This window comes from Streptomyces sp. SKN60 (assembly GCF_026236535.1).
Taxonomy (GTDB): domain Bacteria; phylum Actinomycetota; class Actinomycetes; order Streptomycetales; family Streptomycetaceae; genus Streptomyces.
On sequence record NZ_JAHTMW010000002.1, the window covers coordinates 271,759 to 296,202 of the forward strand.

At 72.8% G+C, this 24,444-nt stretch carries 24 protein-coding genes; 5 read left to right on the forward strand and 19 right to left on the reverse strand.

From position 1 onward, the window contains the following. Positions 1-6 precede the first annotated feature (6 nt). On the forward strand, positions 7-1,329 hold the full coding sequence (locus KV205_RS04350; RefSeq protein WP_265862254.1) for a LuxR family transcriptional regulator: 1,323 nt from the start codon (positions 7-9) through the stop codon (positions 1,327-1,329). Positions 1,330-1,335: 6 nt separating this feature from the next. Here KV205_RS04350 and KV205_RS04355 read toward each other — a convergent pair whose 3' ends face one another. Continuing rightward, entirely contained in the window at positions 1,336-2,028 is a 693-nt protein-coding gene (locus tag KV205_RS04355) for a TerB family tellurite resistance protein (protein ID WP_265862256.1), read from the reverse strand. 292 nt (positions 2,029-2,320) lie between these two features. Beyond that, positions 2,321-4,090, reverse strand: coding sequence for a 2-isopropylmalate synthase (gene leuA, locus KV205_RS04360; protein ID WP_265862259.1), 1,770 nt, complete (start codon positions 4,088-4,090; stop codon positions 2,321-2,323). Between the two features lie 295 nt (positions 4,091-4,385). Between leuA and KV205_RS04365 the strand changes: the two genes are divergently transcribed. Together KV205_RS04365 and KV205_RS04370 are read left to right on the forward strand one after the other, a co-directional pair. Then, positions 4,386-5,447: a M4 family metallopeptidase gene (locus tag KV205_RS04365; RefSeq protein WP_265862260.1), complete on the forward strand. Its 1,062-nt coding sequence runs from the start codon at positions 4,386-4,388 to the stop codon at positions 5,445-5,447. A gap of 21 nt (positions 5,448-5,468) precedes the next feature. Then, positions 5,469-5,732 (forward strand): protealysin inhibitor emfourin, encoded by a 264-nt coding sequence (locus tag KV205_RS04370; RefSeq protein WP_265862261.1) that lies wholly within the window; start codon positions 5,469-5,471, stop codon positions 5,730-5,732. Positions 5,733-5,759: 27 nt separating this feature from the next. On the opposite strand, the gene era is transcribed toward KV205_RS04370, so the two are convergent. The 7 genes from era to KV205_RS04405 form a co-directional block, all read right to left on the reverse strand. Then, complete coding sequence (gene era, locus KV205_RS04375; protein ID WP_374214619.1) at positions 5,760-6,719, reverse strand: GTPase Era; 960 nt, start codon at positions 6,717-6,719, stop codon at positions 5,760-5,762. Positions 6,720-6,740: 21 nt separating this feature from the next. Further along, on the reverse strand, positions 6,741-7,706 hold the full coding sequence (locus tag KV205_RS04380) for a WxL protein peptidoglycan domain-containing protein (RefSeq protein ID WP_265862265.1): 966 nt from the start codon (positions 7,704-7,706) through the stop codon (positions 6,741-6,743). 57 nt (positions 7,707-7,763) lie between these two features. After that, positions 7,764-9,122 (reverse strand): beta-xylosidase, encoded by a 1,359-nt coding sequence (locus KV205_RS04385; protein ID WP_265862266.1) that lies wholly within the window; start codon positions 9,120-9,122, stop codon positions 7,764-7,766. A gap of 217 nt (positions 9,123-9,339) precedes the next feature. Beyond that, positions 9,340-9,819 carry a hypothetical protein gene (locus KV205_RS04390; protein ID WP_265862267.1) on the reverse strand — a complete coding sequence of 160 codons (480 nt, stop codon included), beginning with the start codon at positions 9,817-9,819 and terminating at the stop codon, positions 9,340-9,342. Positions 9,820-9,999: 180 nt separating this feature from the next. Further along, on the reverse strand, positions 10,000-10,362 hold the full coding sequence (locus KV205_RS04395) for a cytidine deaminase (RefSeq protein WP_265862268.1): 363 nt from the start codon (positions 10,360-10,362) through the stop codon (positions 10,000-10,002). Positions 10,363-10,451: 89 nt separating this feature from the next. Continuing rightward, on the reverse strand, positions 10,452-11,189 hold the full coding sequence (locus KV205_RS04400) for a hypothetical protein (protein WP_265862269.1): 738 nt from the start codon (positions 11,187-11,189) through the stop codon (positions 10,452-10,454). A 194-nt stretch (positions 11,190-11,383) separates the two neighbouring features. Continuing rightward, complete coding sequence (locus KV205_RS04405) at positions 11,384-12,268, reverse strand: helix-turn-helix transcriptional regulator (protein ID WP_265862270.1); 885 nt, start codon at positions 12,266-12,268, stop codon at positions 11,384-11,386. A gap of 92 nt (positions 12,269-12,360) precedes the next feature. Here KV205_RS04405 and KV205_RS04410 point away from each other — a divergent pair, with 92 nt between their 5' ends. Then, positions 12,361-13,779: an MFS transporter gene (locus KV205_RS04410; RefSeq protein ID WP_265862272.1), complete on the forward strand. Its 1,419-nt coding sequence runs from the start codon at positions 12,361-12,363 to the stop codon at positions 13,777-13,779. 17 nt (positions 13,780-13,796) lie between these two features. Here the strand turns inward: KV205_RS04410 and KV205_RS04415 are convergent, their stop codons facing one another. The 5 genes from KV205_RS04415 to KV205_RS04435 form a co-directional block, all read right to left on the reverse strand. After that, on the reverse strand, positions 13,797-14,150 hold the full coding sequence (locus KV205_RS04415; RefSeq protein ID WP_265862274.1) for an MmcQ/YjbR family DNA-binding protein: 354 nt from the start codon (positions 14,148-14,150) through the stop codon (positions 13,797-13,799). Continuing rightward, complete coding sequence (locus KV205_RS04420) at positions 14,147-15,463, reverse strand: hemolysin family protein (protein ID WP_265862276.1); 1,317 nt, start codon at positions 15,461-15,463, stop codon at positions 14,147-14,149. Before KV205_RS04420 ends, KV205_RS04415 begins: the two co-directional genes overlap by 4 nt. A 13-nt stretch (positions 15,464-15,476) precedes the next feature. Then, the gene (gene ybeY / locus KV205_RS04425) at positions 15,477-15,974 is read right to left on the reverse strand and encodes an rRNA maturation RNase YbeY (protein WP_116161066.1); all 498 of its coding nucleotides are present in this window, start codon (positions 15,972-15,974) and stop codon (positions 15,477-15,479) included. Positions 15,975-15,986: 12 nt separating this feature from the next. Continuing rightward, entirely contained in the window at positions 15,987-17,039 is a 1,053-nt protein-coding gene (locus KV205_RS04430) for a PhoH family protein (protein ID WP_265862280.1), read from the reverse strand. Between the two features lie 165 nt (positions 17,040-17,204). Continuing rightward, on the reverse strand, positions 17,205-18,413 hold the full coding sequence (locus tag KV205_RS04435; RefSeq protein ID WP_370416725.1) for a carbohydrate kinase family protein: 1,209 nt from the start codon (positions 18,411-18,413) through the stop codon (positions 17,205-17,207). A gap of 160 nt (positions 18,414-18,573) precedes the next feature. Between KV205_RS04435 and KV205_RS04440 the strand changes: the two genes are divergently transcribed. Continuing rightward, on the forward strand, positions 18,574-19,989 hold the full coding sequence (locus KV205_RS04440) for an MFS transporter (RefSeq protein WP_374214620.1): 1,416 nt from the start codon (positions 18,574-18,576) through the stop codon (positions 19,987-19,989). A gap of 31 nt (positions 19,990-20,020) precedes the next feature. On the opposite strand, the gene KV205_RS04445 is transcribed toward KV205_RS04440, so the two are convergent. The 5 genes from KV205_RS04445 to KV205_RS04465 all read right to left on the reverse strand — a co-directional run bounded on the left by KV205_RS04445 (position 20,021) and on the right by KV205_RS04465 (position 24,333). Beyond that, the gene (locus tag KV205_RS04445) at positions 20,021-21,019 is read right to left on the reverse strand and encodes an adenosine deaminase (protein ID WP_265862281.1); all 999 of its coding nucleotides are present in this window, start codon (positions 21,017-21,019) and stop codon (positions 20,021-20,023) included. 12 nt (positions 21,020-21,031) lie between these two features. After that, the gene (locus KV205_RS04450) at positions 21,032-21,946 is read right to left on the reverse strand and encodes a ribonuclease Z (RefSeq protein WP_265862282.1); all 915 of its coding nucleotides are present in this window, start codon (positions 21,944-21,946) and stop codon (positions 21,032-21,034) included. Positions 21,947-21,960: 14 nt separating this feature from the next. After that, on the reverse strand, positions 21,961-22,320 hold the full coding sequence (locus KV205_RS04455) for a histidine triad nucleotide-binding protein (protein WP_265862734.1): 360 nt from the start codon (positions 22,318-22,320) through the stop codon (positions 21,961-21,963). Positions 22,321-22,453: 133 nt separating this feature from the next. Then, positions 22,454-23,197: a 16S rRNA (uracil(1498)-N(3))-methyltransferase gene (locus tag KV205_RS04460; protein WP_265862284.1), complete on the reverse strand. Its 744-nt coding sequence runs from the start codon at positions 23,195-23,197 to the stop codon at positions 22,454-22,456. After that, on the reverse strand, positions 23,194-24,333 hold the full coding sequence (locus KV205_RS04465; RefSeq protein ID WP_265862285.1) for a nitronate monooxygenase: 1,140 nt from the start codon (positions 24,331-24,333) through the stop codon (positions 23,194-23,196). Before KV205_RS04465 ends, KV205_RS04460 begins: the two co-directional genes overlap by 4 nt. Between the last annotated feature and the right edge of the window lie 111 nt (positions 24,334-24,444).

A 24,444-nucleotide genomic window follows, 5' to 3' on the forward strand; every position in this document is an offset into this window, starting at 1 on the left:
CGTTTCATGGCCGTCGCCGAGCACAGCGCCACCCGCGACGCCGTCCGCCGCGAGGACTGGCCCACCGCCTACCGCCTCCTCCACGCCGCCGACCGGCGCCCCGGCGGGCGGCCGCTCGGGCCCGACGGGCTCACCGCGCTCGCCGACGCCGCCTGGTGGTCCGGCCGCCTGGACGAGGCCGTCGCCGCCCGGCTGCGGGCCCATGCCGCGTACGTCGCCGCCGGCGACCCGCGCGGCGCCGGGCTGACCGCCTGGTGGCTGTCCGACGCGTACCAGCGGCTCGGGCGCCCGGCCGCCGCCGCAGGCTGGCTGCGGCGGGCCCATCACGACCTGGACGGGCGGCCCGACTGTCCCGAGCAGGGCCTGCTCGCCTGGACCGACACGGCACGGGCCGAGGAGCACCACGACCCGGCCGCCGCACTCGCCGCCGTACGCCGGACCGCCCGGCTCGCGGCCCGGGCCGGCAGCGCCGATCTGCTCGCGCTGGCCCGGCAGGCCGAGGCCTCGCTGCTGCTCGCCCACGGCCGGCGCGCCGAGGGCTTCGCGCTCCTCGACGCCGCCGTGGCCGCCGCGACCGCCGGCGCCCTGAGCGCCGCCGTCACCGGCCGGATCCACTCGCTCGCCGCCGGGCAGGCCCTGCGCGCCGGCGATCTGCGCCGCGCGACCACCTGGGCGGACACCGCCATGGCCTGGTGCGCCCGGCAGAGCCCGGGGCCGCACCCGCACCCCCGTCCGCATCCCTTCCGGCCGCTCTGCCGCGTCCACCACATCGCCGTCCTCGACCTCCACGGCACCTGGACGCGGGCCGAGGAGGCCGTGCGGCTCGTGGTGCGGGAGGCGGGTCCTGACGCGCGCGACGCGGTGGCGGAGGCCACGTACATCCTCGGCGAGATCCAGCGCCGGCAGGGGCGTACGGCGGATGCGGAACGCTCGTACGCGCGCGCCTACGGGCTCGGCCGGGTGCCGCAGCCCGGGCTCGCGCTGCTCCGGCTCGGGCAGGGGCGCGGGGACGCGGCGCTCGCGGGGCTGCGGCTCGCGCTGGACTGCCAGCCGGACCCCGAGCACGACCGGCTCGGCCGGGCCCGGCTGCTCGCCGCGCTCGCCGAGACCGCCCTCGCGCTGGGCGAGCCCGCCACGGCCGCCCGGGCCGTACGGGACCTGGAAACGCTCGCCGCGCCCGACGCGCCGCTGCTCACCGCCCTGGCCGCCGGCGCGCGCGGTGCGCTGACGCGCGATCCCGCCCCGCTGCGGCGGGCCCTCGCGCTCTGGCGGGAACTGCGCGTGCCGTACGAGGCCGGCCGGATCCGCGCCCTCCTGGCAGCCGGGTAAGAGCGGTCAGCCGACCTTGCGGGCGGTCTCGAGCAGCCGGGCCGTGTCGTCGGCGCACAGCGCCAGCGCATTGCCGACCGTCGTGAGGACCTCCTGCTCGGCCGGCGTGTAGGGGCCGTCGGCGAGGGCGATCCGGGCGCCCTGCAGCAGGATCGATTCGCGGCCCGCGGCGGCGAGGTGCGGGGAGAGCGGTTCCAGGGCCTCGTGGAGCTCGATGGCGAGGGCCGCGCCCCCGCTGCTCACGTCGGGCAGGAAACGGCCGGTGTCGGCGGCCAGCGCCTCGACCAGCTCGACCAGCTGGAGGGAGGTGCAGTCCGCGTATCCGGCCGCGCGGACCGCCGTGGCCGCGGTGTCGACGGCGGTACGGGAGGAGGTGCCGCCGGCCGCGAGGACGGCGAGGGCCACGGTGTGCACGGCGTCGCGCAGCATCCCCGAGAACCGGCTGGTCGTCGGGTGGGCCAGCGCCTCCGTACCGAAGTGGGTGTGGCAGGCCGCGCACTCCACGACCGGGCCGGCCTGTCCGCGGGGCAGCAGCGGCACCCCGAGCAGGGCGAACCGGCGGCGGCCGGTGCGGCGCCGGTAGTTGCGGTCGCCGCCGCACTCCTCGCAGAAGAACTCGCCGTCGCCGACCGTGTTCCAGGAGGTACGGATTCCGCAGAGAACCAGGTTTCGCTCACGGGACTTCCGCGCTGACCGCACGCCGCACCTCCTTCAACGACCCGGCAACGCTGCCGGCGTTGGCGTGATGTTAGCCACATCGATGATGTGGCGTCAGCACCTCGTCAGCAGAAGAACCCGTAGTTGGCCGAGACCCGCCGCAGTGTTCGAAGACCTTGCGCAGGTCCGGCGGACGAACCGGTCACCACGAGATCACCCTCCGGGGTGGCCGGAGCCGGGGCCGGAGACGACGCCGGAGCCGGCGCCCGGGACGACGGTGCCCCGCACCCCGGAGCGGGGTGCGGGGCGCCGTCGGTGTGTGCCGGCGGGGGCGTCAGCGCGCCGAGCGGTTCACCGCCGAGACGACCGCCTTCAGCGACGCGCGCGTCGTGTTGGCGTCGATGCCGATGCCCCACAGGACCTTGCCGTCGATGGCGCACTCGATGTACGAGGCGGCCTGCGCGGACGCGCCCTCGCTCATGGTGTGCTCCTGGTAGTCCAGCAGGCGGGCGTCCACGCCGACCGCCTGCAGCGCGGCGAAGAACGCGGAGATCGGGCCGTTGCCGGAGCCGGTCAGGACGGTGTCGACGCCGTCGACGACCGCCTCGACCTTCAGGGTGTCGGTGCCGTCCGTGTCCGAGGTGGACTGGCCGGAACGCAGCTGGATGCGGCCCCAGGCGTTGCCCGGGTCGGCGGTGGGCAGGTACTCGTCCTGGAAGACGGACCAGATCTCCTTCGGCGTGACCTCGCCGCCCTCGGCGTCGGTCTTGGCCTGGATGATCCGCGAGAACTCGATCTGCATGCGGCGCGGCAGGTCCAGCTTGTGGTCGTTCTTCAGGACGTACGCGATGCCGCCCTTGCCGGACTGCGAGTTGACCCGGATGACGGCCTCGTAGGAGCGGCCGACGTCCTTCGGGTCGATCGGCAGGTACGGCACCGCCCACTCGATGTCGTCGACGGTCTTGCCCTGGGCGGCCGCGTCGGCCTCCATGGCGTCGAAGCCCTTCTTGATGGCGTCCTGGTGGGAGCCGGAGAAGGCGGTGTAGACCAGGTCGCCCGCGTAGGGGTGGCGCGGGTGGACCTCCATCTGGTTGCAGTACTCGCTGGTCCGGCGGATCTCGTCGATCTGCGAGAAGTCGATCTGCGGGTCGACGCCCTGGCTGAACAGGTTCATGCCCAGGGTCACCAGGTCGACGTTGCCGGTGCGCTCGCCCTGCCCGAACAGACAGCCCTCGATGCGGTCGGCGCCGGCCATGATGGCCAGCTCGGCCGCCGCCACCGCCGTACCGCGGTCGTTGTGCGGGTGGACGGACAGGCAGACGTACTCGCGGCGGGTCAGGTTGCGGGACATCCACTCGAAGCGGTCCGCGTGAGTGGACGGCGTCGAACGCTCCACGGTGGCGGGCAGGTTCAGGATGATCTCGCGGCCCGGGCCGGGCTGCCACACGTCGCAGACCGCCTCGCAGACCTCCAGGGCGAAGTCCAGCTCGGTGTCGGTGAAGATCTCCGGGCTGTACTGGTAGCCGAAGGTGGTCTCCGGGCCCAGCAGCTTCTCCGCGTACTCCATCACCAGGCGGGTGCCGTCGACGGCGATCTGCTTGATGTCGTCCTTCGAGCCGCGGAACACGACCCGGCGGAAAGTCGGCGCGGTCGCGTTGTACAGGTGCACGGTGGCGCGCTTGGCGCCCTTCAGGGACTCCACGGTCCGCTCGATCAGGTCCTCGCGGGCCTGGGTCAGTACGGAGATGGTGACGTCGTCCGGGATCGCGCCCTCTTCGATGATGGAGCGCACGAAGGCGAAGTCGGTCTCGCCGGAGGACGGGAAGCCGACCTCGATCTCCTTGTAGCCCAGCCGGACCAGCAGGTCGAACATCTCGCGCTTGCGGGCCGGGCTCATCGGGTCGATCAGCGCCTGGTTGCCGTCGCGCAGGTCGGTGGAGAGCCAGCGGGGCGCCTTGGTGATGCGCTGCTCCGGCCAGGTGCGGTCGGGGATGGCGACGGCCTCGTACTGCCCGTACTTGTGGATGGGCATCCCGGACGGCTGCTGCAGGTGCGTCGCGTTGGTGATCGGCGTCGGACGGCTGATGAAGGGCGACTGAGACATTGCGTAGGGCTCCTCGGAGGTCCTGAGAAACGGACGGCCGACTGTCGAACGCAACACCGAAACCCGCGGGGAGGGGGTCGGCCTACGACTACAGGCCCTCGCCGCGGCAGCTAAGGAGAAGCAGCCCGAAACGCATGATGTGCGTCACTGTAGCCCAGGCCCGGCGGAGGCGGACGTCCCGTTTCAGTATGCAAGACGGCGGTCACGTCAAGGCCGAAAGGTGACCTATCACTCCATTTCGCCAATCACTGTCGCTGCTCGTGACAGTGGCACCACACAGTGCCACATTGCTGGGATGACTCCCCACTCGTCTGCGACTCCCCACTCGTCGGTCTTCTGCTCGATCGTCCCGCCGCACATCCTGGAGCGGCTCGCCGAGTCCGATAACCCGGCCTACGCCCAGGCCGCCCAGCGCACCCTCCTCATGGACGTCACCCAGCGCTCGGCCCGCGAGGAAGCGCCCCCGGCCCCGGAGGGCGCCCCCTCCGACAAGCCGCAGCGGACCGTCTACGACGCCGAGCACGGCACCGAGCTGCCGGGCGTCCTCGTGCACGAGGAGAGCGACCGCCCCTCCAAGGACGCCACCGTCAACCGGGCCCACGCCGGGCTCGGCGCCACCTTCGACCTCTTCTTCAAGGCCTTCGGACACCGCTCGATCGACGGCGCGGGCATGCCGCTGATCGCCAGCGTCCACTTCGACGAGAAGTACGACAACGCCTTCTGGAACGGCGAGCAGATGGTGTTCGGCGACGGTGACGGCGAGCTCTTCCTCGACTTCACCATCCCGGTCGACGTCATCGGCCACGAGCTGGCCCACGGCTTCACCCAGCACTCGGCGAACCTCGCCTACTTCGGGCAGTCCGGCGCGCTCAACGAGTCCGTCTCCGACGTCTTCGGCTCGCTGGTGAAGCAGTACGCGCTGGGCCAGACGGCCGAACAGGCCGACTGGCTGATCGGCGCCGGACTGCTCGGTCCCGCCATCGACAACGGCGTCGCGCTGCGCTCCATGAAGGAGCCGGGCACGGCGTACGACGACGACGAACTCGGCAAGGACCCGCAGCCGGCCACCATGGACGACTACGTGCGCACCAGCTCCGACAACGGCGGCGTCCACATCAACTCGGGCATCCCCAACCACGCCTTCTACCTGCTGGCCACCGAGCTCGGCGGCTTCGCCTGGGAGCGGGCCGGGAAGATCTGGTACGACGTGATGACCGGCGGCACCCTGACCGAGGAGGCCCGCTTCAACGAGTTCGCGCGGGCGACGGTGGCCTCGGCCCGCCGGCTCTTCGGCGAGGGCGACGAGGTCCAGTCCGTCCTCAAGGCCTGGTCGCTCGTCGGCGTGCCGACCACCTGAGAGCGCTGGTAGACAGGTCCCATGCGCATCCGAGTACGACGCACAGGCGGCTTCGCGGGCATCGAGAAGTCCGCGGAGCTGGACACGGCGGGCCTGGCCGACGCCGAGCAGATGCACGACCTGGCCCGCGCGGCGCTCGCCGCGGAACCCCGCGAGAGCCGCGGGGTCCCGGACGGCTTCGCGTACGAGATCACGGTCGACGGCCGCACGGTGAAGTGCTGCGACCCGGACCTCACGCCGGAGCAGCGCGAGCTGATCCAGCGGGTGCTGAAGGAAGGCGCGTAACGCTGGAAGGGGCTGGAAGCCCAGCTTCTAGAAGCCCAGCTTCCGCAGCTGCTTGGGGTCCCGCTGCCAGTCCTTCGCGACCTTCACGTGGAGGTCGAGGAAGACCGGGGTCCCGAGCAGGGCCTCGATGTGCTTGCGGGACTTCATGCCGACCTCCTTCAGGCGCTTGCCCTTGGGGCCGATGATGATGCCCTTCTGGCTGGGGCGCTCGATGTACACGTTGGCGTGGATGTCGAGCAGCGGCCGGTCGGCGGGGCGGTTCTCGCGGGGCAGCATCTCCTCGACGACCACCGCGATCGAGTGCGGCAGCTCGTCCCGTACGCCTTCGAGCGCGGCCTCGCGGATCAGCTCCGCGACCATGACCATCTCGGGCTCGTCGGTGAGGTCGCCCTCCGGGTAGAGCGGCGGGGACTGCGGGAGCAGCGGGATGAGCAGGTCGGCGACGAGCTGGACCTGCTTGTCGCCGACGGCGGAGACGGGCACGATCTCCGCCCACTCGATGCCGAGCTCCTTGCCGAGCTGGTCGATGGCGATCAGCTGCTCGGCGAGGGTCTTGGAGTCGACGAGGTCCGTCTTGGTGACGATCGCGACCTTGGGGGTCTTCTTGATCTCGGCGAGCTCCTTGGCGATGAAGCGGTCGCCGGGGCCGAGCTTCTGGTCGGCGGGCAGGCAGAAGCCGATGACGTCGACCTCGGCCCAGGTGGTGCGCACGATGTCGTTGAGCCGCTCGCCGAGGAGCGTGCGCGGCTTGTGGAGGCCGGGGGTGTCGACCAGGATCAGCTGCGCGTCGGGGCGGTGCACGATGCCGCGGACGGTGTGCCGGGTGGTCTGCGGCCGGTTGGAGGTGATCGCCACCTTCTGGCCGACGAGAGCGTTCGTGAGGGTGGACTTGCCCGCGTTGGGGCGCCCGACGAAGCAGGCGAAGCCCGCCCGGTGGGGGGCTTTGTTCTCATCGGTCTCAGGAGTACGAACGCTCATGGGGGCCATTGTCCCCGATGAGCGCCCGCCTCACGTACCCAGTGCCCGGTGACGGCGGATCCGGAGGGCGACGACCCCGGCCGTACCGCCGCAGACCAGGGCGGCGAGGGGCAGCCAGGGCAGGGCCAGGAAGCCGACCCGGCCGGACTCGCGGACGTCCTTGGCGGTGGCGGTGAGGGTGATGTCGCCCCAGTCGAGCTGCGGCGAGCCGGTCCACTGCTCGGTGAGCCGGATCTTCTGCCGGGGCAGCAGCTCGGCCGGCAGCCGGTCCAGGTCGCGGGCGAGCAGGGTGCGGCCGAAGAGGCCCTGGGCCTTGAGGGCGACCTTGGGGTTGAGGGTGACGTTGCCGCGGTTGCGGAGGGTGTAGGAGACGACGGCCCGGCTGGTGCCGGTGCCGGGGACGAGCGGCCGGTCCTGGCTGAGGGTGACGTCCTCGACGGAGAGGGCGGGCACGGTGGGGCCGCCGACCCGGAGGTAGACGCGGGCGGCGACGGCACGCTGCACCCCGAGGGCGACCGCGCCCGCGCCGCCGCCCTTCGCCACCCGCTCGTCGAGGGCGACGACGGCGCCGGGGTGGTCGCCGGGCTCGGCGTCGGCGGGGACGGTGAGGGTGTACGGCACGGTGACGGCCGCGCGCGGCGGGACGGTGACCCGGTCGCGGGCCGGCTTGATCCAGGCGCCGGCGCCGGTCTGCCGCTCCTGCCGGGTGCGGACGGCGAAGCCGCCGTCGCGTTCGGTGTTGTAGGCGTCGGCGCCGTAGAGGAGGAAGGTGAGCGGGGCGGCGGTCTTGTTGGCGACGGTGACCTTGTCGGTGACGGTGCTCCCCGGGTCGGCGGAGAGGTAAAAGTACGGGCGGCTGCCGAGCTGTGAGGCGGCCGGGTAGACGGCCCACTCGCCGTTCTCGGCGGCGGCGGCCGGGGGCGCGCTCTGGGCGCCGAGCAGAAGCACGGCGCCCAGAACACTCAGCAGGAGGAGGACGTACGGCTTGCGTCGCACGGGTGCGGACCCCTTCGGTTGCTCGGTTGCTCGGTTGCTCGGTTTTCAGCGGCTCGGTCAGGACAGCGTCAGCGTGAGCACGCCCGCGTACGAGCCCGGCGCGGTGAACGCGGGGACGTCGAGGGAGAGCCCGGCGTCGACGGTGAACTCGCCGCCGGTGACGGTGCCGTTGGGCGTGGACGCGAGGGTCGCGCCCGCACCGCCGACGGGTCCCGCGGTGCCGGGGGCGCAGGTGCTGGGGCTGCCGGCCTTGGTGGCGCAGGCCGGGGTCCAGCTGAGCTTCCCGGCGCCGATGGCGCCGCCGGGGCCGGTGAAGTCGGTGACCTTGCCGGTCAGGGACCAGCCGGCGGGGCCGCCGCGGAAGTCCTTGACGGTCACCGTCCGCAGGGCGCCGGTGGCCGCGCCGCCGGTGCCGAAGTCGACGGCCGAGAGCGCGACGGCGTCGCCGGCCTGGGTCATCGACAGGGTGCCCGCCTTGACCGTGGCGGTGATCTTCTGGCTGCCCGGCGGGGCCGGGGTGTCGTCGATGACCTGGTACGCGACGGGGCCCGCGCCCTTGTCGGCGTCCCAGGCGGCGCCCTCGTACGCCACGATCCCGGTGGTCGCCTTGTCGGAGACCATCAGGCGCGCCGCGAAGCCGCCCTCGCTGTCGGTGGTGACGGTCATCTTGTCGGCGGTCTCGGCGGCGCCGGCCCGGCCGGCGACGGTGACCTCGGTGAGCGGGGTGAACCTGGTGCCGGTGACGGTGACCCGGACGCCGGGTGCGCCGGAGGCGTTGTCGAGCTGGAGGGCCCGCTCGTTGGCGCCCGGCTGGGCGGTCGCCGTGACGGTCTCGGAGACCGGGGCGGGCGGGTTGGACACGGTGCAGGGCGTGTCCAGCTCCATGATGTAGGAGGTGTGGATGTTGTAGTCGCCGGGCGAGAGCTGGATCGCGCCGGGCGCGGTGACCGTGAAGGTGCCGGTCATCGAGAAGGGCGGGAAGGCGCCCTTGCCGGGGACGGGCGGGTTCTTCTTCTCGCCGGTGACGGTGACCGAGCCGGTCTGGGCGCCGCCCAGGGTGACCTTGCCGCTCGGGGTCATGATGTTCTCCGGGAGCGCGAGGTCGACCGGGTTGGACGCGGCGGGCTTGGTGACCGTGTAGGTGACGGTGACCGTGTCGCCGACCTTGGGCGCCGCGTTGTCGACGGTGATCTGCGCGGTGGTGGTGCCGTCGATGGGCGGGATGCCGGCGATCGGCGGCGGTACGCAGTGGGTCGCGAAGTCGACCGCCACGGAGGCGGTCGTGGCCGCTCCGGCGGGTGCGGCGAGCGCCCCGCCCGCGGTGAGCGCGAGCGCGGTGGCGCCGAGGGCGGCGGTCCAGCGGCGCCGTCTTCGCGCAGCCGTACCGCTCGGTGTGCGGCGTGTTCCGAGTGCCATGTGGGCCCCTCCTGAGGGATGAGAGGGCGCCATTGACGGCTGCGGGCCGAGAGAAGTCAATGGAATCGAAATGCACCGACTGATGACCCATCAGATACTGTCAAGATCAGGGTGGGCGTTGCGTTTCCGCAGGTCAGAGACGCTGCGGGCACGACAGGAACCGGTGCCGCCCGCGGCGGCACCGGTCGGTCATGCGAGGGGCGGGCTCAGCTGAAGCTCAGCTGAACACGAAGGGCCCGGGCGACTGCGAGGTGAGCGCGTCGCAGTTCACGGTGACGCCGAAGATCACCATCTTGAGCGCGGTGCCCGCGAAGTAGGAGTTGAGGCTGTCGCCGGAGGCGACGGTCCCGCTGAGCGGGCCGATGGTGACGGACTGGTTCGCGGCGAGCGCCGGGTTCTTCTTGCCGCTGAAGACCCGGGTGCCGCCGCCCGCCTTGGCCATGGTCAGGGTGGCGCTGATCTGGTCGGCGCCGACCGCGATCGGCGTCTTGACGGCCGAGGTGAGGGTGATCGTCGCGGCGGCGCCGCTCTGCGTGGCGGTGAGCGTGGCACCGCCACCGCCCCAGGCCCCGCAGTCGTACGTGGCCGTGGCCGAGCCCGGCGACACGGCGGCGGCGCCCGGCGCGAAGGCGAGGGCCGAGGCGGCGAGCGCCCCGGACAGTGCCGCGACGATCCCTAAGCTGCTTCTGCTTCTCATGGCGTGGTCGTACCCCTTCCGATTCCGGTGAAGGACGACGCAGGGGTGCGGACGCTGCGTGAAGCGGACACTGCGCGGATCTGACGGTCCGTCGGACGAACCGCTGCCATTGACGCGCATTCCTCACAAGAGCACAAGGGCCATGGGTGAGGCGGTACGACGGGTGCGGCGGCCCGCGCCTCAGCCCGCCGTGACCGCCACGCGCAGCCGCCCGTCGGGCCCCGCGAGCAGCACCGGCGTCTCCGGCCCGCCCAGGTCCCGTACCGCCGCGCGGTCCTCGTCCGAGGGGGTCTCCGCGGCGGAGACGACGGCCGCGGCCTCCAGGGACTCGGCACCGCTGGCCACGGCCATCGCGACCGCGGTCTGCAGCGCGCTGAGCTTCAGCGACTCCAGGGCGACGGTCCCGGCCACGTACGTCCGCCCGGTCTCGTCGCGCACCGCGGCGCCCTCGGCGACCCCGTTGCGGGCGCGGGCGCTGCGCGCCAGCGTGATGATCTTCAGGTCCTCGGCGCCGAGGTCGTCGTGCTCGCGGTTGAGTGTCATGATCCGAGGATAGGCCGGGGCCCGCGGTGACGGGCCGGGGACCTGGGATCAGCGCGGGAGCCGGGCGGGGCCGGGGCGGGGCCGGGGGCTCAGCCCTGGGCGGCCTTGACGAACTTGTCGGTGGCCGTCTTGGCGAGCTCGTCGAAGTCCTTGTTGGCCGCGGGGGCCGCGAGCACCATCAGGCGCACCACGCCGTTGCCCTGGCGCGCGTACGCGAAGTTCGGCGCGATGGTGATGCCGGGGGAGACCTCGACACCGAGGGTGAAGGCGAGCGCCTCCTCGGCGCCCTGCGGCGCGGGGCGCTTCTTCGCCGTGATCTTCATCTTCTGACCGTCGGCCTCGACCGGGATCTCGGCGCAGGTGTCGAGGGCCGTGTTGAGCTGCTTGAGGTGGTCGGCCGCACCGGTGCCGGTGAAGCTCAGGACCTGCTCGTTGATCTCCGCGTCGTTGTTGCCGCGGGCGAAGTCGGCGCTCGGGCCCTTGGTGGCACCGGCGATGTCGCCGTTGCTCATCATGTCGGCGAAGGGCTGGCACTCGGTCTTGCCGGTCTTGTAGACGGTCGGGGCGTCCGGGTGCTTCGTGGTCTTCCAGCCGGACGGCAGGTCCTTCAGCTCAAGCAGGGCCGCCTTCATCTGGGCGTCGGTCAGCGGCTTGGCGGCCGGCGCCTCGGACGTGGGGGCGGCGGTGGTCGTCGCTCCGGCGGCCGGCTTGTCGGCGCCGTCCTTCGCGGCACCGCCCTTCTCGTCGCCGCCACCGCAGGCGGCGGTCAGCGAGAGCGCGGAGACGGCGAGGGCGGCGGCCAGGCCGCGTCTGATGCGAGTGCGCATGGTGAAGTACCTCTTGAGGGTGCGGAGTTGAGCGGTTGACGCCGGGCGCCGCGCAAGATCGACAACGCCCGGACGGCCGGAGCATATACGGCGTCGGTGACACGGACGTGATGAATAAAGTGACGCGTACGTGCCGAATGAAACGACCGCCCGGCGTCAGGCCCTCGCCCGCCGCCGACCGCCCCGCAGAGCCCTCAGCCCGCCACCGGATACATCGCCCCGCGCCGCCCCTCCGGCGACACCAGCCACTCCAGCTTCGCCGCCGTGTCCGCCTCCTGGAGCGGGGTGTGCAGCACGATGACGAGGTCAGGGCGGGCCGGGACGCGGAGCTGGGTGGCCTCGACGATCAGCGGGCCGACCAGCGGGTGGGCCATCTCCTTGCGGTTCTGGCCGCCGGGCAGGATGTCCCGGCGCTCCCACAGCTCCGCGAACTCCGCGCTCGCCTCCTTGGCCTCCGCCACGACCTGCCGGAAGCCGTCGTCGTCCGGGCACTCCGAGCAGGCCGCGCGGAACTGGGCCACGACCTTCGGGGCCAGCTCCTCCCAGCTCGTCGACCGCTCGCGGTAGAGCGGGTCGGTGAAGAAGGCGATCAGGCAGTTCTGCACGATCTCCGGCCGCATGCCGAGCACGACCGCCGCCGCGTCGTTGTACATCACGGTGTTCCAGTACTGGTCCATGATGTGCGCCGGGAACGGCATCCACGCGTCGATCAGCCGCCGCAGCCCCTGGCACATGTCCCGGTCCTCCGGGGCGAGTTCGGGCGCCGGCGGGTTCAGCGCGGCCAGTACGTACAGGTGGCGCCGCTCGGTCGGGCTCAGCCGGAGCACCCGCGCCACCGAGTCCAGGACCTGCGCGGACACCGTGATGTCCCGGCCCTGCTCAAGCCACTGGTACCAGGACACCCCGACCCCGGCGAGCACCGCGACCTCCTCGCGGCGCAGGCCCGGCGTGCGGCGTCTGCCGCCGTCCGGCAGGCCCGCCTCGGCGGGGCTCACCCGGGCCCGGCGGCTCATCAGGAACTCGCGGAGCTCGGCCAGTCGGTGCGCCTTGGCGGCGGTGGTCTCCAGTGCCGTGGCCACGTGTGCTTCCTCCCCCTGGATGCCTGGTGGTGCGACCAACAGGATAAGTTCCCGCTCCCCACCGTTGTTCCCGTGCCACGAGAGTCGTGGCCATGGCAACCGTCACCTCTCCCCCGACACCCGACCAGGCCTCCGGCTCCCCGGCCGCCGTCTCCCCCGCCGGCCTCACGGGCCGCGCCCGTCTCGTCCTCTTCGTGCTGTGCGCCGCCCAGTTCATGGTGGCGCTCGACTTCTCCGTACTGAACGTCGCGCTCCCCGTCCTCGGTGCCGACCTCGGCTTCGCCCCGTCCGCGCTCCAGTGGGCGGTCACCGCCTTCGCCCTCCCCTCCGGCGGATTCCTGCTGCTGTTCGGGCGGATCGGCGACCTCTTCGGCCGCAAGCGGCTCTTCCTCTCCGGTCTCGTCCTCTTCGGCGCCGCCTCGCTGCTCGCCACCCTCGCCTGGAGCCCGGGCGCCTTCCTGGCCGGCCGCGCCCTGCAGGGCCTCGGCGCGGCGGCGATCGTGCCGACCGGCATGGCGCTGCTGACCACCGTCTTCCCCGAGGGGCCGCTGCGCGAGCGGGCGCTCGGCATCTCAGGCGCCCTGATGTCGCTCGGCTTCACCATCGGCATGGTGCTCGGCGGGGTCATGACCGACACCCTCGGCTGGCGCTCCACCATGGGTCTGCTCGCCGTCTTCACCCTGATCGTGCTGCCGCTCGCCCCCGGCCTGCTGCCCGAGTCCCGCACCCCGGAGCGGCCGCGGCTCGACATCCCGGGCGCGGTGACCGTCACCGGCGGTCTGCTCTCGCTGATCTACGCGCTGACCACGGCCGCCGAGCACGGCTTCGGCGGCGCGGACGTCCTGGTCACGCTCGCCCTCGGCGTGCTGCTGCTCCTGGCCTTCGGCGTCGTCGAGTCCCGGCACCCGGCCCCGCTGGTCTCGCTGCCGGTGCTGCGCCGCCGCACGGTCGCCTTCGGCAACCTGGGCGGTCTGGTCACCTTCTCGATGATGTCGACGATCGTCTTCGTGCTGACCCTGTACCTGCAGGAGACGCTGGGCCTCTCGGCCTTCGCCTCGGGCATCGTCTTCGGCGTCCAGGGCGCCTTCTCGGTCCTCGCCGGGATGGTCACCCCGCGGGTGATCGGCCGGCTGGGCGCCCACCGCACCCTGGTCGTCTCGCTGGCCGGCCAGGGCCTGCTGACGGCCGCGCTGCTGCTCGTGGGCCGCGAGTCGGGCGCGATCGTGGCGACCGTCGCCGTCTCGGCGGCCTCGATGCTGCACCTGGGCGCGATCATCTCGTACGGCGTGACCGTCACGTCCGGCGTCCGCGACGAGGAGCAGGGGCTTGCGACCGGTCTGGTCACCACCACCCAGCAGGTGGGCCTCACCGTCGGCATCCCGATGCTGGGCGTGCTCGCCACCACCGGCGCCGACCTGTTCTCCGGGGTCCGTACGGTCATCGCCCTGGACGCGGCGATCGTGCTGGTCGCGGCGCTGCTGGTCGCCCTCGGCCTGCGGAAGCGTGCCTGAGAAGGCGCGCCTGAGGGTCAGGGCCGGTCGAGGCGGAGCCGTACCGCCCTGGGCAGACCGGCGACCACCAGGTCGTACGAGTCCTCGACGAGCTCCCGGACCATCCGGTCCGGGAGCTCTCCCACGCGCACGGTGTTCCAGTGCCGCTTGTTCATGTGCCAGCCGGGGAGGATCGCCGGGTGCTCCTCGCGCAGCCGTACGGCGTCGTCCGGGTCGCACTTGAGGTTGACGCTGAGCGGCTCGGCGTCGAGCGCCGACAGCGCGAACATCTTCCCGGCGACCTTGAAGACGGAGGTCTCCGGATTGAACGGGAACTCCTCCGTCGCGTCGTTGAAGTCCAGGCAGAACGCGCGCAGCTGCTCGGGCGTCATCGCTCCGAACCCTCCCCCTCGGCCCCGTCGCCGCTCTTCCCGAGCGGCTCGGCGAGCACGGTCACGATCTTGTTCCGGCGGCCGGCCGGGGACTCGGCGGTGAGCCGCAGGGTCCGCCCGTCGGGCAGCTCCACGACCGCGTTGGCGCCGGCGATCGGCACCCGGCCGAGGGCCTTGGCGAGCAGTCCGCCGACCGTCTCCACGTCCTCGTCGTCGTACTCGTCGGGGCCGAAGCCGTAGAGCTCGCCGAGGTCGCCGATGTCGAGGCGGGCGGTGACCCGGTAGCGGTCGTCGCCGAGCTCCTCGACGGGCGGCAGCTCCCGGTCGTACTCGTCGGTGATCTCGCCGACGATCTCCTCCAGGATGTCCTCGATGGTGACGATCCCGGCCGTGCCGCCGTACTCGTCGATGACGACGGCGACGTGGTTGCGCTCCTGCTGCATCTCGCGCAGCAGGTCGCCCGCGTTCTTGGTATCGGGCACGAAGGCCGCCGGGCGCATCGTCGTGGAGACCAGGTCCGCCTCGGCGTCCCGGTTGATGTGCGTCTTGCGGACCAGGTCCTTCAGATACACGATGCCGACGATGTCGTCCTCGTTCTCCCCGGTGACCGGGATCCGCGAGAAGCCGGAGCGCAGGGCGAGGGTGAGGGCCTGACGGACCGTCTTGTAGCGCTCGATGCACACCAGGTCGGTGCGCGGCACCATCACCTCGCGCACCAGGGTGTCGCCGAGCTCGAAGACCGAGTGCACCATGCGGCGCTCCTCGTCCTCGATCAGCGACTCCTGCTCGGCGAGGTCGACCATCGCCCGCAGCTCGGCCTCGGAGGCGAACGGGCCCTTGCGGAAGCCCTTGCCGGGCGTCAGCGCGTTGCCGATGAGGATCAGCAGCTGCGGGATCGGGCCCATGATCCGGGCCAGCGGAAGCAGGACGTACGCGGCGGCGGTCGCCGTGTTCAACGGGTGCTGGCGGCCGATGGTGCGCGGCGAGACGCCGACGGCGACGTACGACACGAGCACCATGACGGCGATCGCGACGAGCAGCGCCTCCCAGGTCTCCGGGAAGGCCTCCAGGCAGGCGTACGTGACGAGGACGCCGGCCGCCATCTCGCAGGCGACGCGGACGAGCAGCGCCACATTGAGATAGCGGGTCGGGTCGGAGGCGACCTGGGCCAGCTTCTCGGCCCCGCGCCGCCCGGACCGTACGGCCTCGGCGGCGCGGAAGCTGGAGACGCGGGCGATGCCGGCCTCGGCGCAGGCGGCGAGCCACGCGACGATGACGAGGGCGACCGCCCCGATGATCAGTTGTGCGCTCATGACCTGCGGGGGGTCAGGAGACGGTGGGCGCCGGCGACGGGCCGGTGAGGCCCTTCTCCGCGCGCCAGCCGTCCACGATGGCGGCCTGGAGGCCGAACATCTCGGCCTTCTCGTCCGGCTCCTCGTGGTCGTACCCCAGCAGGTGCAGCACTCCGTGGACGGTGAGCAGCTGGAGCTCCTCGTCCATGGAGTGCTGGGTCGGGGCGTCCTTGCCCTGCTGGGTGGCGACCTCGGGGCAGAGCACGATGTCGCCGAGGAGTCCCTGCGGGGGCTCCTCGTCGTCCTTCGACGGCGGGCGCAGCTCGTCCATCGGGAAGGACATGACGTCCGTGGGGCCCGGCAGGTCCATCCACTGGATGTGGAGCTGCTCCATCGCCTCCGCGTCCACGACGATCACCGAGAGCTCGGAGAGCGGGTGGATGCGCATCCGCGCGAGCGCGTAGCGGGCGATGTCGAGGATCGACTGCTCGTCGACCTCGGTGCCGGACTCGTTGTTGACGTCGATCGACATGTGCTGCTGTGTCTACTTCCCGTTGCGGCCGGTGCGCTGTTCGTGCTGCCGGCGCTGCTCGCTGGCGCTGTCGTACTTCTCGTACGCGTCGACGATACGGCCGACGAGCCGGTGCCGTACGACATCCTGCGACGTGAGCATCGAGAAGTGCACGTCCTGGACGCCGTCCAGGATGTCCCTGACCTGCCGCAGACCGCTCTTCGTGCCGCCCGGGAGGTCGACCTGGGTGATGTCGCCGGTGATGACGATCTTCGAGTCGAAGCCGAGGCGGGTGAGGAACATCTTCATCTGCTCGGGGTTCGTGTTCTGCGCCTCGTCGAGGATGATGAACGCGTCGTTGAGCGTCCGGCCGCGCATGTACGCGAGCGGCGCGACCTCGATCGTCCCGTTCGCCATCAGCTTGGGGATGGAGTCGGGGTCGAGCATGTCGTGCAGCGCGTCGTAGAGCGGGCGCAGATAGGGGTCGATCTTCTCGTAGAGCGTGCCGGGCAGGAAGCCGAGCCGCTCGCCCGCCTCGACCGCCGGCCGGGTCAGGATGATCCGGGTGACCTGCTTGGACTGCAGGGCCTGGACCGCCTTGGCCATGGCCAGATAGGTCTTGCCGGTGCCGGCGGGGCCGATGCCGAAGACGATGGTGTGCTTGTCGATGGCGTCGACGTAGTGCTTCTGGTTGAGGGTCTTGGGGCGAATGGTGCGGCCGCGGCTGGAGAGGATGTTCTGGGTGAGCACCTCGGAGGGCGTCTCGACCGCCGCTCCGTCCGTCTCCTCGCGCAGCATGGCGATCGATCGTTCCACCGCGTCCTCCGTCATCGGCTGTCCGGTGCGGAGCACCAGCATCATCTCGTCGAACAGGCGCTGAACGAGCGCGACTTCCTTCGCGTCACCGATCGCGCTGATCTCGTTCCCCCGGACATGGATGTCGGTGGTGGGGAACGCTTCCTCGATCACGCGCAGCAGGGCGTCGCGGGAGCCCAGGACCATCACCATGGGGTGCTTGGCGGGGACCTTGAACTGGGCACGGGCCTGCCCCGGCGCGGGGGTCTGGGCTGTGGGTGTCTGAGTCATGGGCCGGCACTGTGGCCTGCACATACCTCCCGTTGCAGGGTTCTCGCTGCTCGACAACCTCTCGGGTACCAAGCCTACGACTCGCCTCGGACAACGCTGAACGGTTTTTACGGGCCTCCACGAAGCCCGGTAGTACGGGGCGGGGAGCGCCCGGGAACGGGGGTCCTACGGGGCGGGCGCCGGGCGGAAGCCGATGGTGGGGACGGCCCGGCGCAGCGGCCAGGGGCGGGCCGGGGCGGGCAGCAGCCGCTCCAGGAAGGCGTAGCGGGCCCGCAGGGCGGCCGGGTCCTGGCACTCGTGGTCCTGGACGTGCGCCCACCAGGCGGCGATCTCGCCCCAGGTCGGCGCGGAGAGCGAGCCGCCGAACTCCTGGACGGAGAGCGCGGCGGTGAGCCCGGCGAAGGCGAGCCGGTCGGCGAGCGGCCAGCCGGCCAGGGTTCCGGTGACGAAACCGGCGACGAAGACGTCCCCGGCGCCGGTCGGGTCGAGCGCGGAGACCTGGATCGCGGGCACCTCGGCGGTCTCGCCGGTGGCCCCGTCGACGGCGTACGCGCCCTCGGAGCCGAGGGTGACGACGGCGTAGCGCACCTTGTCGGCGAGCGCGCGGGCGGCGGCCCGGGGGCATTCGGTGCGGGTGTAGCGCATCGCCTCGGCGGCGTTGGGCAGGAAGGCCTCGCAGTGCTCCAGGTCGGTCAGGCCGGCCAGGTCCCAGTGTCCGGTGTCGTCCCAGCCGACGTCGGCGAAGACCTTGGCGCCGGCGCCCGCGGCCCGGGCCACCCATTCCTCGCTGCGGCCGGGCACCAGGGAGGCGACGGCGGCGCGGGCGTGCGGCGGGTAGGCGGGCGGCCCGGCGGGCAGGGCGCCGTCGAGGGGCGGGGCGGCGTGGCCGTGCGAGACCATCGTGCGCTCGCCCTCGTAGGCCATGGAGACGGTGACGGGCGAGTGCCAGCCGGGCACGGTCCGCGACAGCGAGAGGTCGATGCCCTCGCCCTGCTCCAGGGCGTCCCAGCAGTACTCGCCGTAGTGGTCGTCGCCGAACGCGGCGGCCAGCGAGGTGCGCAGGCCGAGCCGGGCGAGCGCGGTGGCCATGTTGGCGACGCCGCCGGGGCTGGAGCCCATGCCGCGGGCCCAGGACTCGGTGCCGCGGACGGGGGCGCTGTCGAGGCCGGTGAAGATGATGTCGAGGAAGACGGTGCCGGTGAGGAAGACGTCGCACTCGGGGTCGGTGGGCTCGCGCAGCCGCCCGAGCGGGTCGACGCTGTTGTCACGTTCGGTCACGGCTTGCTCCCCGGTCGTGGTGCGGCGGATCGGCACCGTGGGTGCTGAGGCTGATCTCGCCAGTGTGCCCGAGGGGAAGGGTGTTGCGCGCGCGATACCCGCCCAACCGCATCCCAAACCGATTGTGACCCACATCACAGACCGAATCGGGGGATAACGGCTTCTCCGCCCACTCGGATGCTTGATACACATGGTGCCGCGACCGTGTGGACCTCCGGGCGCCGTCTCATCTCCCTGTTCAGTCCCTGGAACGCCCATGTCGTCGCGCTGCCCGCGTGCCCTGGGGGCGCTCGTCGCTCTCGTCTCCCTCTTCACGGCCGGTTATCTCGCCCCGTACCTGCTCCCGACGGTCGTCGGCCGGCTGTCCGCGGGCCTCGGTCTCGGTCCCGCCCAGGCCGGTCTGGTCGGCTCGATCCTGCTGCTCGGCTCGGCCTCGGCGGGCTTCACGTTCGCGGCGCGCGCGAGCGGAGCGAGATGGGGGCACGCCCTCTGGCTCCGCCGGTGGTACCCCCACCCATGCCGGAGGCTATGGGGGAGTGTCGGCCCGCGCCGGGCGGCCCGGCTCGGTCTGCTGCTGATGCTCCTCGGGTACGGCACGGCCGCGGCGACCGGTCTCGTCCCGCTGGTCGTGGCGGGCGCGGTCGTCGGCGGCTTCGGCTCCGGTACGGCGACGGCGGTCGCCGCGGCGGGCATCGCGGGCCGCCCTGACCCGCACCGCGCCTCCTCGCTCGGCCTGCTGTCCGTGTCGGCGGCGGCGGGCGCGCTGTATCTGACGCTGCCGCACCTGGGCGGGGGGCACGCGCTGCCGTTCGCGGCGATCGCGGGGACGGCGCTGCTCGTGGCGCCGACCACGGTGTGGCTGCCGGACGGCCGCGCGGTCCGCCTGACGGCGACGGCCCAACCGGAACGGGGCCCGCTCCCCCACCGCGTCCCGGGCACGGTCCTGGCGGGCGCGATCCTGCTCTGGTCGATGGCGCAGAACGCGCTGTGGGGCGTCAGCGGCCGGATCGGCCTGACCCAGGCGGGCCTCTCGGAGGTCACCCTCGGCCTGGTCTTCGCGGTGGCGCTCGGCGCGGGCCTGGTCGGCGTGATCGGCGCGGGCGTCCTGGGCTCACGGCTCGGGCGTGCGGTGCCCATCGGCGTCGGCACGGCGCTCATCGCGGCCTGTGTGCTGCTCAGTTCGGCCGCGCGCGGCCCCGCGTCCTTCGCGGCCGGCGAGATCGCCTGGAACGCGTTCTACCCCGTCGTCCTCTCCTACCTCCTCGGCCTCGCCGCCTCCCTCGACCCGCACGGCCGCTGGGCCGTCCTCGTCGGCTCGGCGTCCTCCCTGGGCGTGGCCTGCGGCCCCGTCACCGGCAGCCTGCTCTCCGAGGCCGCCGGCTACCCCGGCATGGGCCTGGCCCTCTGCGCCCTGCTGCTCCTGATCGCCGCCCCCATGACCGCCGTCGCCCGCCACGCCTCCGGCCGCCCCCTCGTCCCCGGCTCCATCCACCGCCGCGGCGGCGCCCCCGCCGCGGTCCTCTCGGCCACCACCACCCCGACCGCCCTCGTCCCCCAAATGGGCGCCCCGGAACAGCAGATCACCCCGGTCCCGGTCCCGACCCCCGCCGCGGCCACCCGCCGCCGCCGCTCGAAGTCGGCCTTCCGCCTGGCGGGCAGGGCGCGGGGGTAGGGGCGGAGCCCCGGTTCGGGCCCGAGCGGGGCTACGCCCGCTCGAACTCGTACGCCTCGACCTCCGCCAGGTACCGCTCGCGCTGCTCCTCGTCGTCCTCCAGGAAGGACGCCTCGAAGGAGTTCCGGGCAAGGGTCCGCAGCTCCTCCTCGCCCAGGCCCAGCGCGCCGCGCACCGCGTCGAAGTTGTCGCCGGCGTAGCCGCCGAAGTAGGCCGGGTCGTCCGAGTTGACCGTCGCCACCAGGCCCGCCGTCAGCATCTCCCGCAGCGGGTGCTGCTCCAGGACGTCGATCGCCCGCAGCCGTACGTTGGACAGCGGGCACAGCGTCAGCGGCACCCGGTCCCGGACGAGCCGGGCGACCAGGTCCGGGTCCTCCAGGCAGCGCAGGCCGTGATCGACGCGCTCCACGCCGAGGACGTCCAGGGCCTCGCGGATGTACGCCGCCGGGCCCTCCTCGCCCGCGTGGGCGACCCGGCGCAGACCGAGCCGCGCCGCCTCCTCGTACACCTCGCGGAACTTCGCCGGCGGGTGCCCGACCTCCGCCGAGTCGAGACCGACCCCGATGATCCGGTCCAGATACGGCTTCGCGGCATCGAGCGTGGCCAGCGCCGACTCGGCCGACTCGTCGCGCAGGAAGCACATGATGAGCCGGGTCGAGATCCCGTGGCGCTCCTCCGCGCGGTCCAGGGCCGCGCCGAGGCCCTCCACGACCACGCCCATCGGCACACCGCGCGCCGCGTGCGCCTGCGGGTCGAAGAAGATCTCGGCGTGCCGCACGCCCTGCTCCGCCGCCCGCGCCAGATACGCGTCGGCGAGCTCGGTGAAGTCGTCGGCGGTGCGCAGCACCGCCATCAGGGAGTAGTAGAGGTCGAGGAAGGACTGGAGGTCGCTGAAGCGGTACGCCTCCCGCAACGCCTCTGTGTCCGCGTACGGCAGCGTCACCCCGTTCCGCGCGGCCAGCGCGAACGCCAGCTCGGGTTCCAGGGTGCCTTCGATGTGGAGGTGCAGTTCGGCCTTGGGTACGGGCATGGGTTGAACGATCTATCTCTTCGGTACGGGGACCCTCATCAGGTCCTGGGCAATACTCAGCTCCCCCGTGAACCCCGCCGCCCGCGCCTGCCGCTCGAACTCCGCCGGATCGGCGTACCGCTGCGAGAAGTGCGTCAGCACCAGGTGCCGCACGCCCGCGTCCCGCGCGACCGCCGCGGCCTGGCCGGCCGTCAGATGTCCGTGGTCGGCGGCGAGACGGGCGTCCTCGTCGAGGAAGGTCGACTCGATGACGAGCAGGTCGGCGCCGTCGGCGAGCGCGTGCACGCCGTCGCACAGCCGGGTGTCCATGACGAACGCGAACCGCTGCCCGCGCCGCACCTCGCTCACGTCCTCCAGCGTGACCCCGCCGAAGGCCCCGCCGAGCACGCCCTCCCGCTGCAGCCGGCCCACGTCGGGGCCCTTGACGCCGTGCGCGGCGAGCCGCTCGGGCAGCAGCCGGCGCCCGTCGGGCTCGACGAGCCGGTAGCCGTACGACTCCACGGGGTGGGAGAGCCGCCGGGCCTCCAGCGTGTACGTGTCGGTGACGGCCAGCGGCCCGTCCGCGGCCACCGGCGCCTCGGCCAGCTTCACCGTCTCGCGGTACGCCGTCGCGTACCGCAGCCGGTCGAAGAAGTGCTGCCCGCTCGCCGGGTAGTGCGCGGTGACCGGGTGCGGCACCTGGTCGAGGTTGATCCGCTGGATCACCCCGGCCAGGCCGAGCGAGTGGTCGCCGTGGAAGTGCGTGACGCATATCCGGTTCAGATCGTGCGCCGCGACCCCGGCCCGCAGCATCTGCCGCTGCGTCCCCTCACCGGGGTCGAAGAGGATGCCGGTGCCGTCCCAGCGCAGCAGATAGCCGTTGTGGTTGCGGTGCCGGGTCGGGACCTGGCTGGCCGTGCCGAGGACGACCAGTTCGCGTACGGACAAGGGGACGTCCCGCCTTATCCGGGCGGCCAGTTGAGACCGCGGCCGCCCAGCACGTGCGCGTGCGCGTGGAAGACCGTCTGGCCGGCACCGGCGCCGGTGTTGAAGACGATGCGGAAACCGCTGCCGTCGACCTTCTCCTGCGCCGCGACCTCGCCGGCCTCCCGCAGTATGTCGGCGGCGACGCTCGGCGCGGCGGCGGCGAGCGAGGCGGCGTCCGGGTAGTGCAGCCGCGGGATGATCAGGACGTGCGTGGGCGCCTGCGGGTTGATGTCGCGGAACGCGAGGGTCGTCTCCGTCTCGCGCACGATCGTCGCCGGGACCTCCCCCTCCGCGATCTTGCAGAACAGGCAGTCGCTCTGCGGCTCTCCGGCCATGGCCCGGACCTCCTCGCCTCTGTCGATCATCAGTACACGCGCATGCTATCCGGCCCCGCCGCCACAGCCCGGAGTTATCCACAGGCCACGGCGCCGGGCCGCGAGACCGGCCCATGACAGCGGCCCGCGACGCCTACGCCCAGCGGCCGGTGCGCCCGAGCACCAGCGCGGCCGCCGCCGTACCGGCCGTCGAGGTGCGCAGCACACTGGGCCCGAGCCGGTACGGCCTGGCCCCGGCCGCCTCGAACAGCGCCAACTCCTCCGGCGACACCCCGCCTTCGGGCCCGACGACCAGCACGATCGAGCCCTCGGCGGGCAGCTCGGCGGTGGCCAGCGCACCGCTCGGGTGGTCCCGGTCCTCGTGCAGGACGGCCGCGAAGTCCGCCTCCCCGAGCAGCGCGGCGACCTGCTTGCCGGACATCAGCTCGGCGACCTCGGGGAACCGGGTGCGACGGGACTGCTTGCCCGCCTCGCGGGCGGTGGCCCGCCACTTGGCCAGCGCCTTCTGGCCGCGCTCGCCCTTCCACTGGGTGATGCAGCGGGACGCGGCCCACGGCACGATCGCGTCGACCCCGGTCTCCGTCATGGTCTCGACGGCGAGTTCGCCGCGGTCGCCCTTGGGCAGGGCCTGGACGACGGTGATCCGGGGCTCCGGCTCGGCGTCCGCGTGCACGGCGGTGACCTCGACGACCAGCTGGTCCTTGCCCTCGGCGGCGGTGACCGTGCACTCCGCCCAGGCGCCGCGCCCGTCGGTGAGCACCAGCTCCTCACCGGCCCGCAGCCGCTTCACGGACACGGCGTGCCGGCCCTCGGGCCCGTCGAGGAGGAAGCCGCCGACGGCGGGCACGGCGTCGACGACGAAGACGGGTGCGGTCACGAAGTGCTCCTGGTACTGGCGCTGGTGGAGGTGGTGGACGAGGCGGTGGACGAGGCGGTGGTGAAGGAGGAGGTCTGGACGGCGGCGAGTTCGGCGGCGAGCAGCTCGACGAGCCGCCCGGCCGGCAGCTCGCGCGCGAGCCGGTGTCCCTGACCGGCCCACAGGGCCATCCCCTGCGGGTCGCCGGCGGTCGCGGCCGCCTTGCGCAGCGGCGCGGTGAGATGGTGCACCTCGGGGTACGCGGCGGGGGCGTACGGCCCGTGCTCGCGCATGAAACGGTTCACCAGTCCGCGCGCCGGACGCCCGGAGAACGCCCGGGTCAGTTCGGTGTGCGTGAACAGCGGATCGGTCAGGGCCCGCTTGTGCAGCGGGTGCGCCCCCGACTCGGGGCACACCAGGAACGCCGTGCCGAGCTGCGCCGCGTCGGCGCCGGCCGCGAGCACGGCGGCGATCTGCCGGCCGCGCATGATCCCGCCGGTCGCGACGATCGGCAGCCGCACGCTCTCCCGGACCTCGGTGAGCAGCGTGAGCAGCCCGCGCCCGCGTCCGCTGCCCGTGCCGGGCGCATCGGCCGGGTCGTCGCGGTGGGTGCCCTGGTGTCCGCCGGCCTCGATGCCCTGCACGCAGAGCGCGGCGGCACCGGCCCGCTCGGCCGTCCGGGCCTCCTCGACCGAGGTGACGGTGACGATCGTGTACGTACCGGCCCGCGCGAACGCGTCCAGCGCGTCCCGGTCGGGGCAGCCGAAGGTGAAGGAGACCACCGGCACCGGGTCGTCGAGCAGGATCGCCAGCTTGGCGTCGTACGCGTCGTCCCGGCCGTGGTCCGGATCGCCGAGCGCCGTCTCGTACCAGGTGGCCTCGCCGGCCAGCTGGTGCCGGTAGACCTCGACGGCGGCCCGGTCGGCGGGCTGCCCGGCGGCCGGCATGAAGAGGTTCACGCCGAAGGGCCGCGCGGTGAGCGCACGGGTCTGCTTGATCTCCTGGTACAGCCCGCCGGCGGTCTTGTACCCGCCGGCCAGGAAACCCAGCGCCCCGGCCTCGCACACGGCGCCGACGAGCTCGGGACAGGAGGCGCCACCCGCCATGGGGGCCTGCACGATCGGAAGACGCGAGAGATCGTTCAGTGCGGTGGACATGCAGGCATCGTGTCATGCCGCCGCGACGCCGCCGAAACGCGAGAGGCGCCCCGCACAACGTTGCGGGGCGCCCCTCGGGGACGTACAACCGGGCTCAGCGCCCGACGAGCG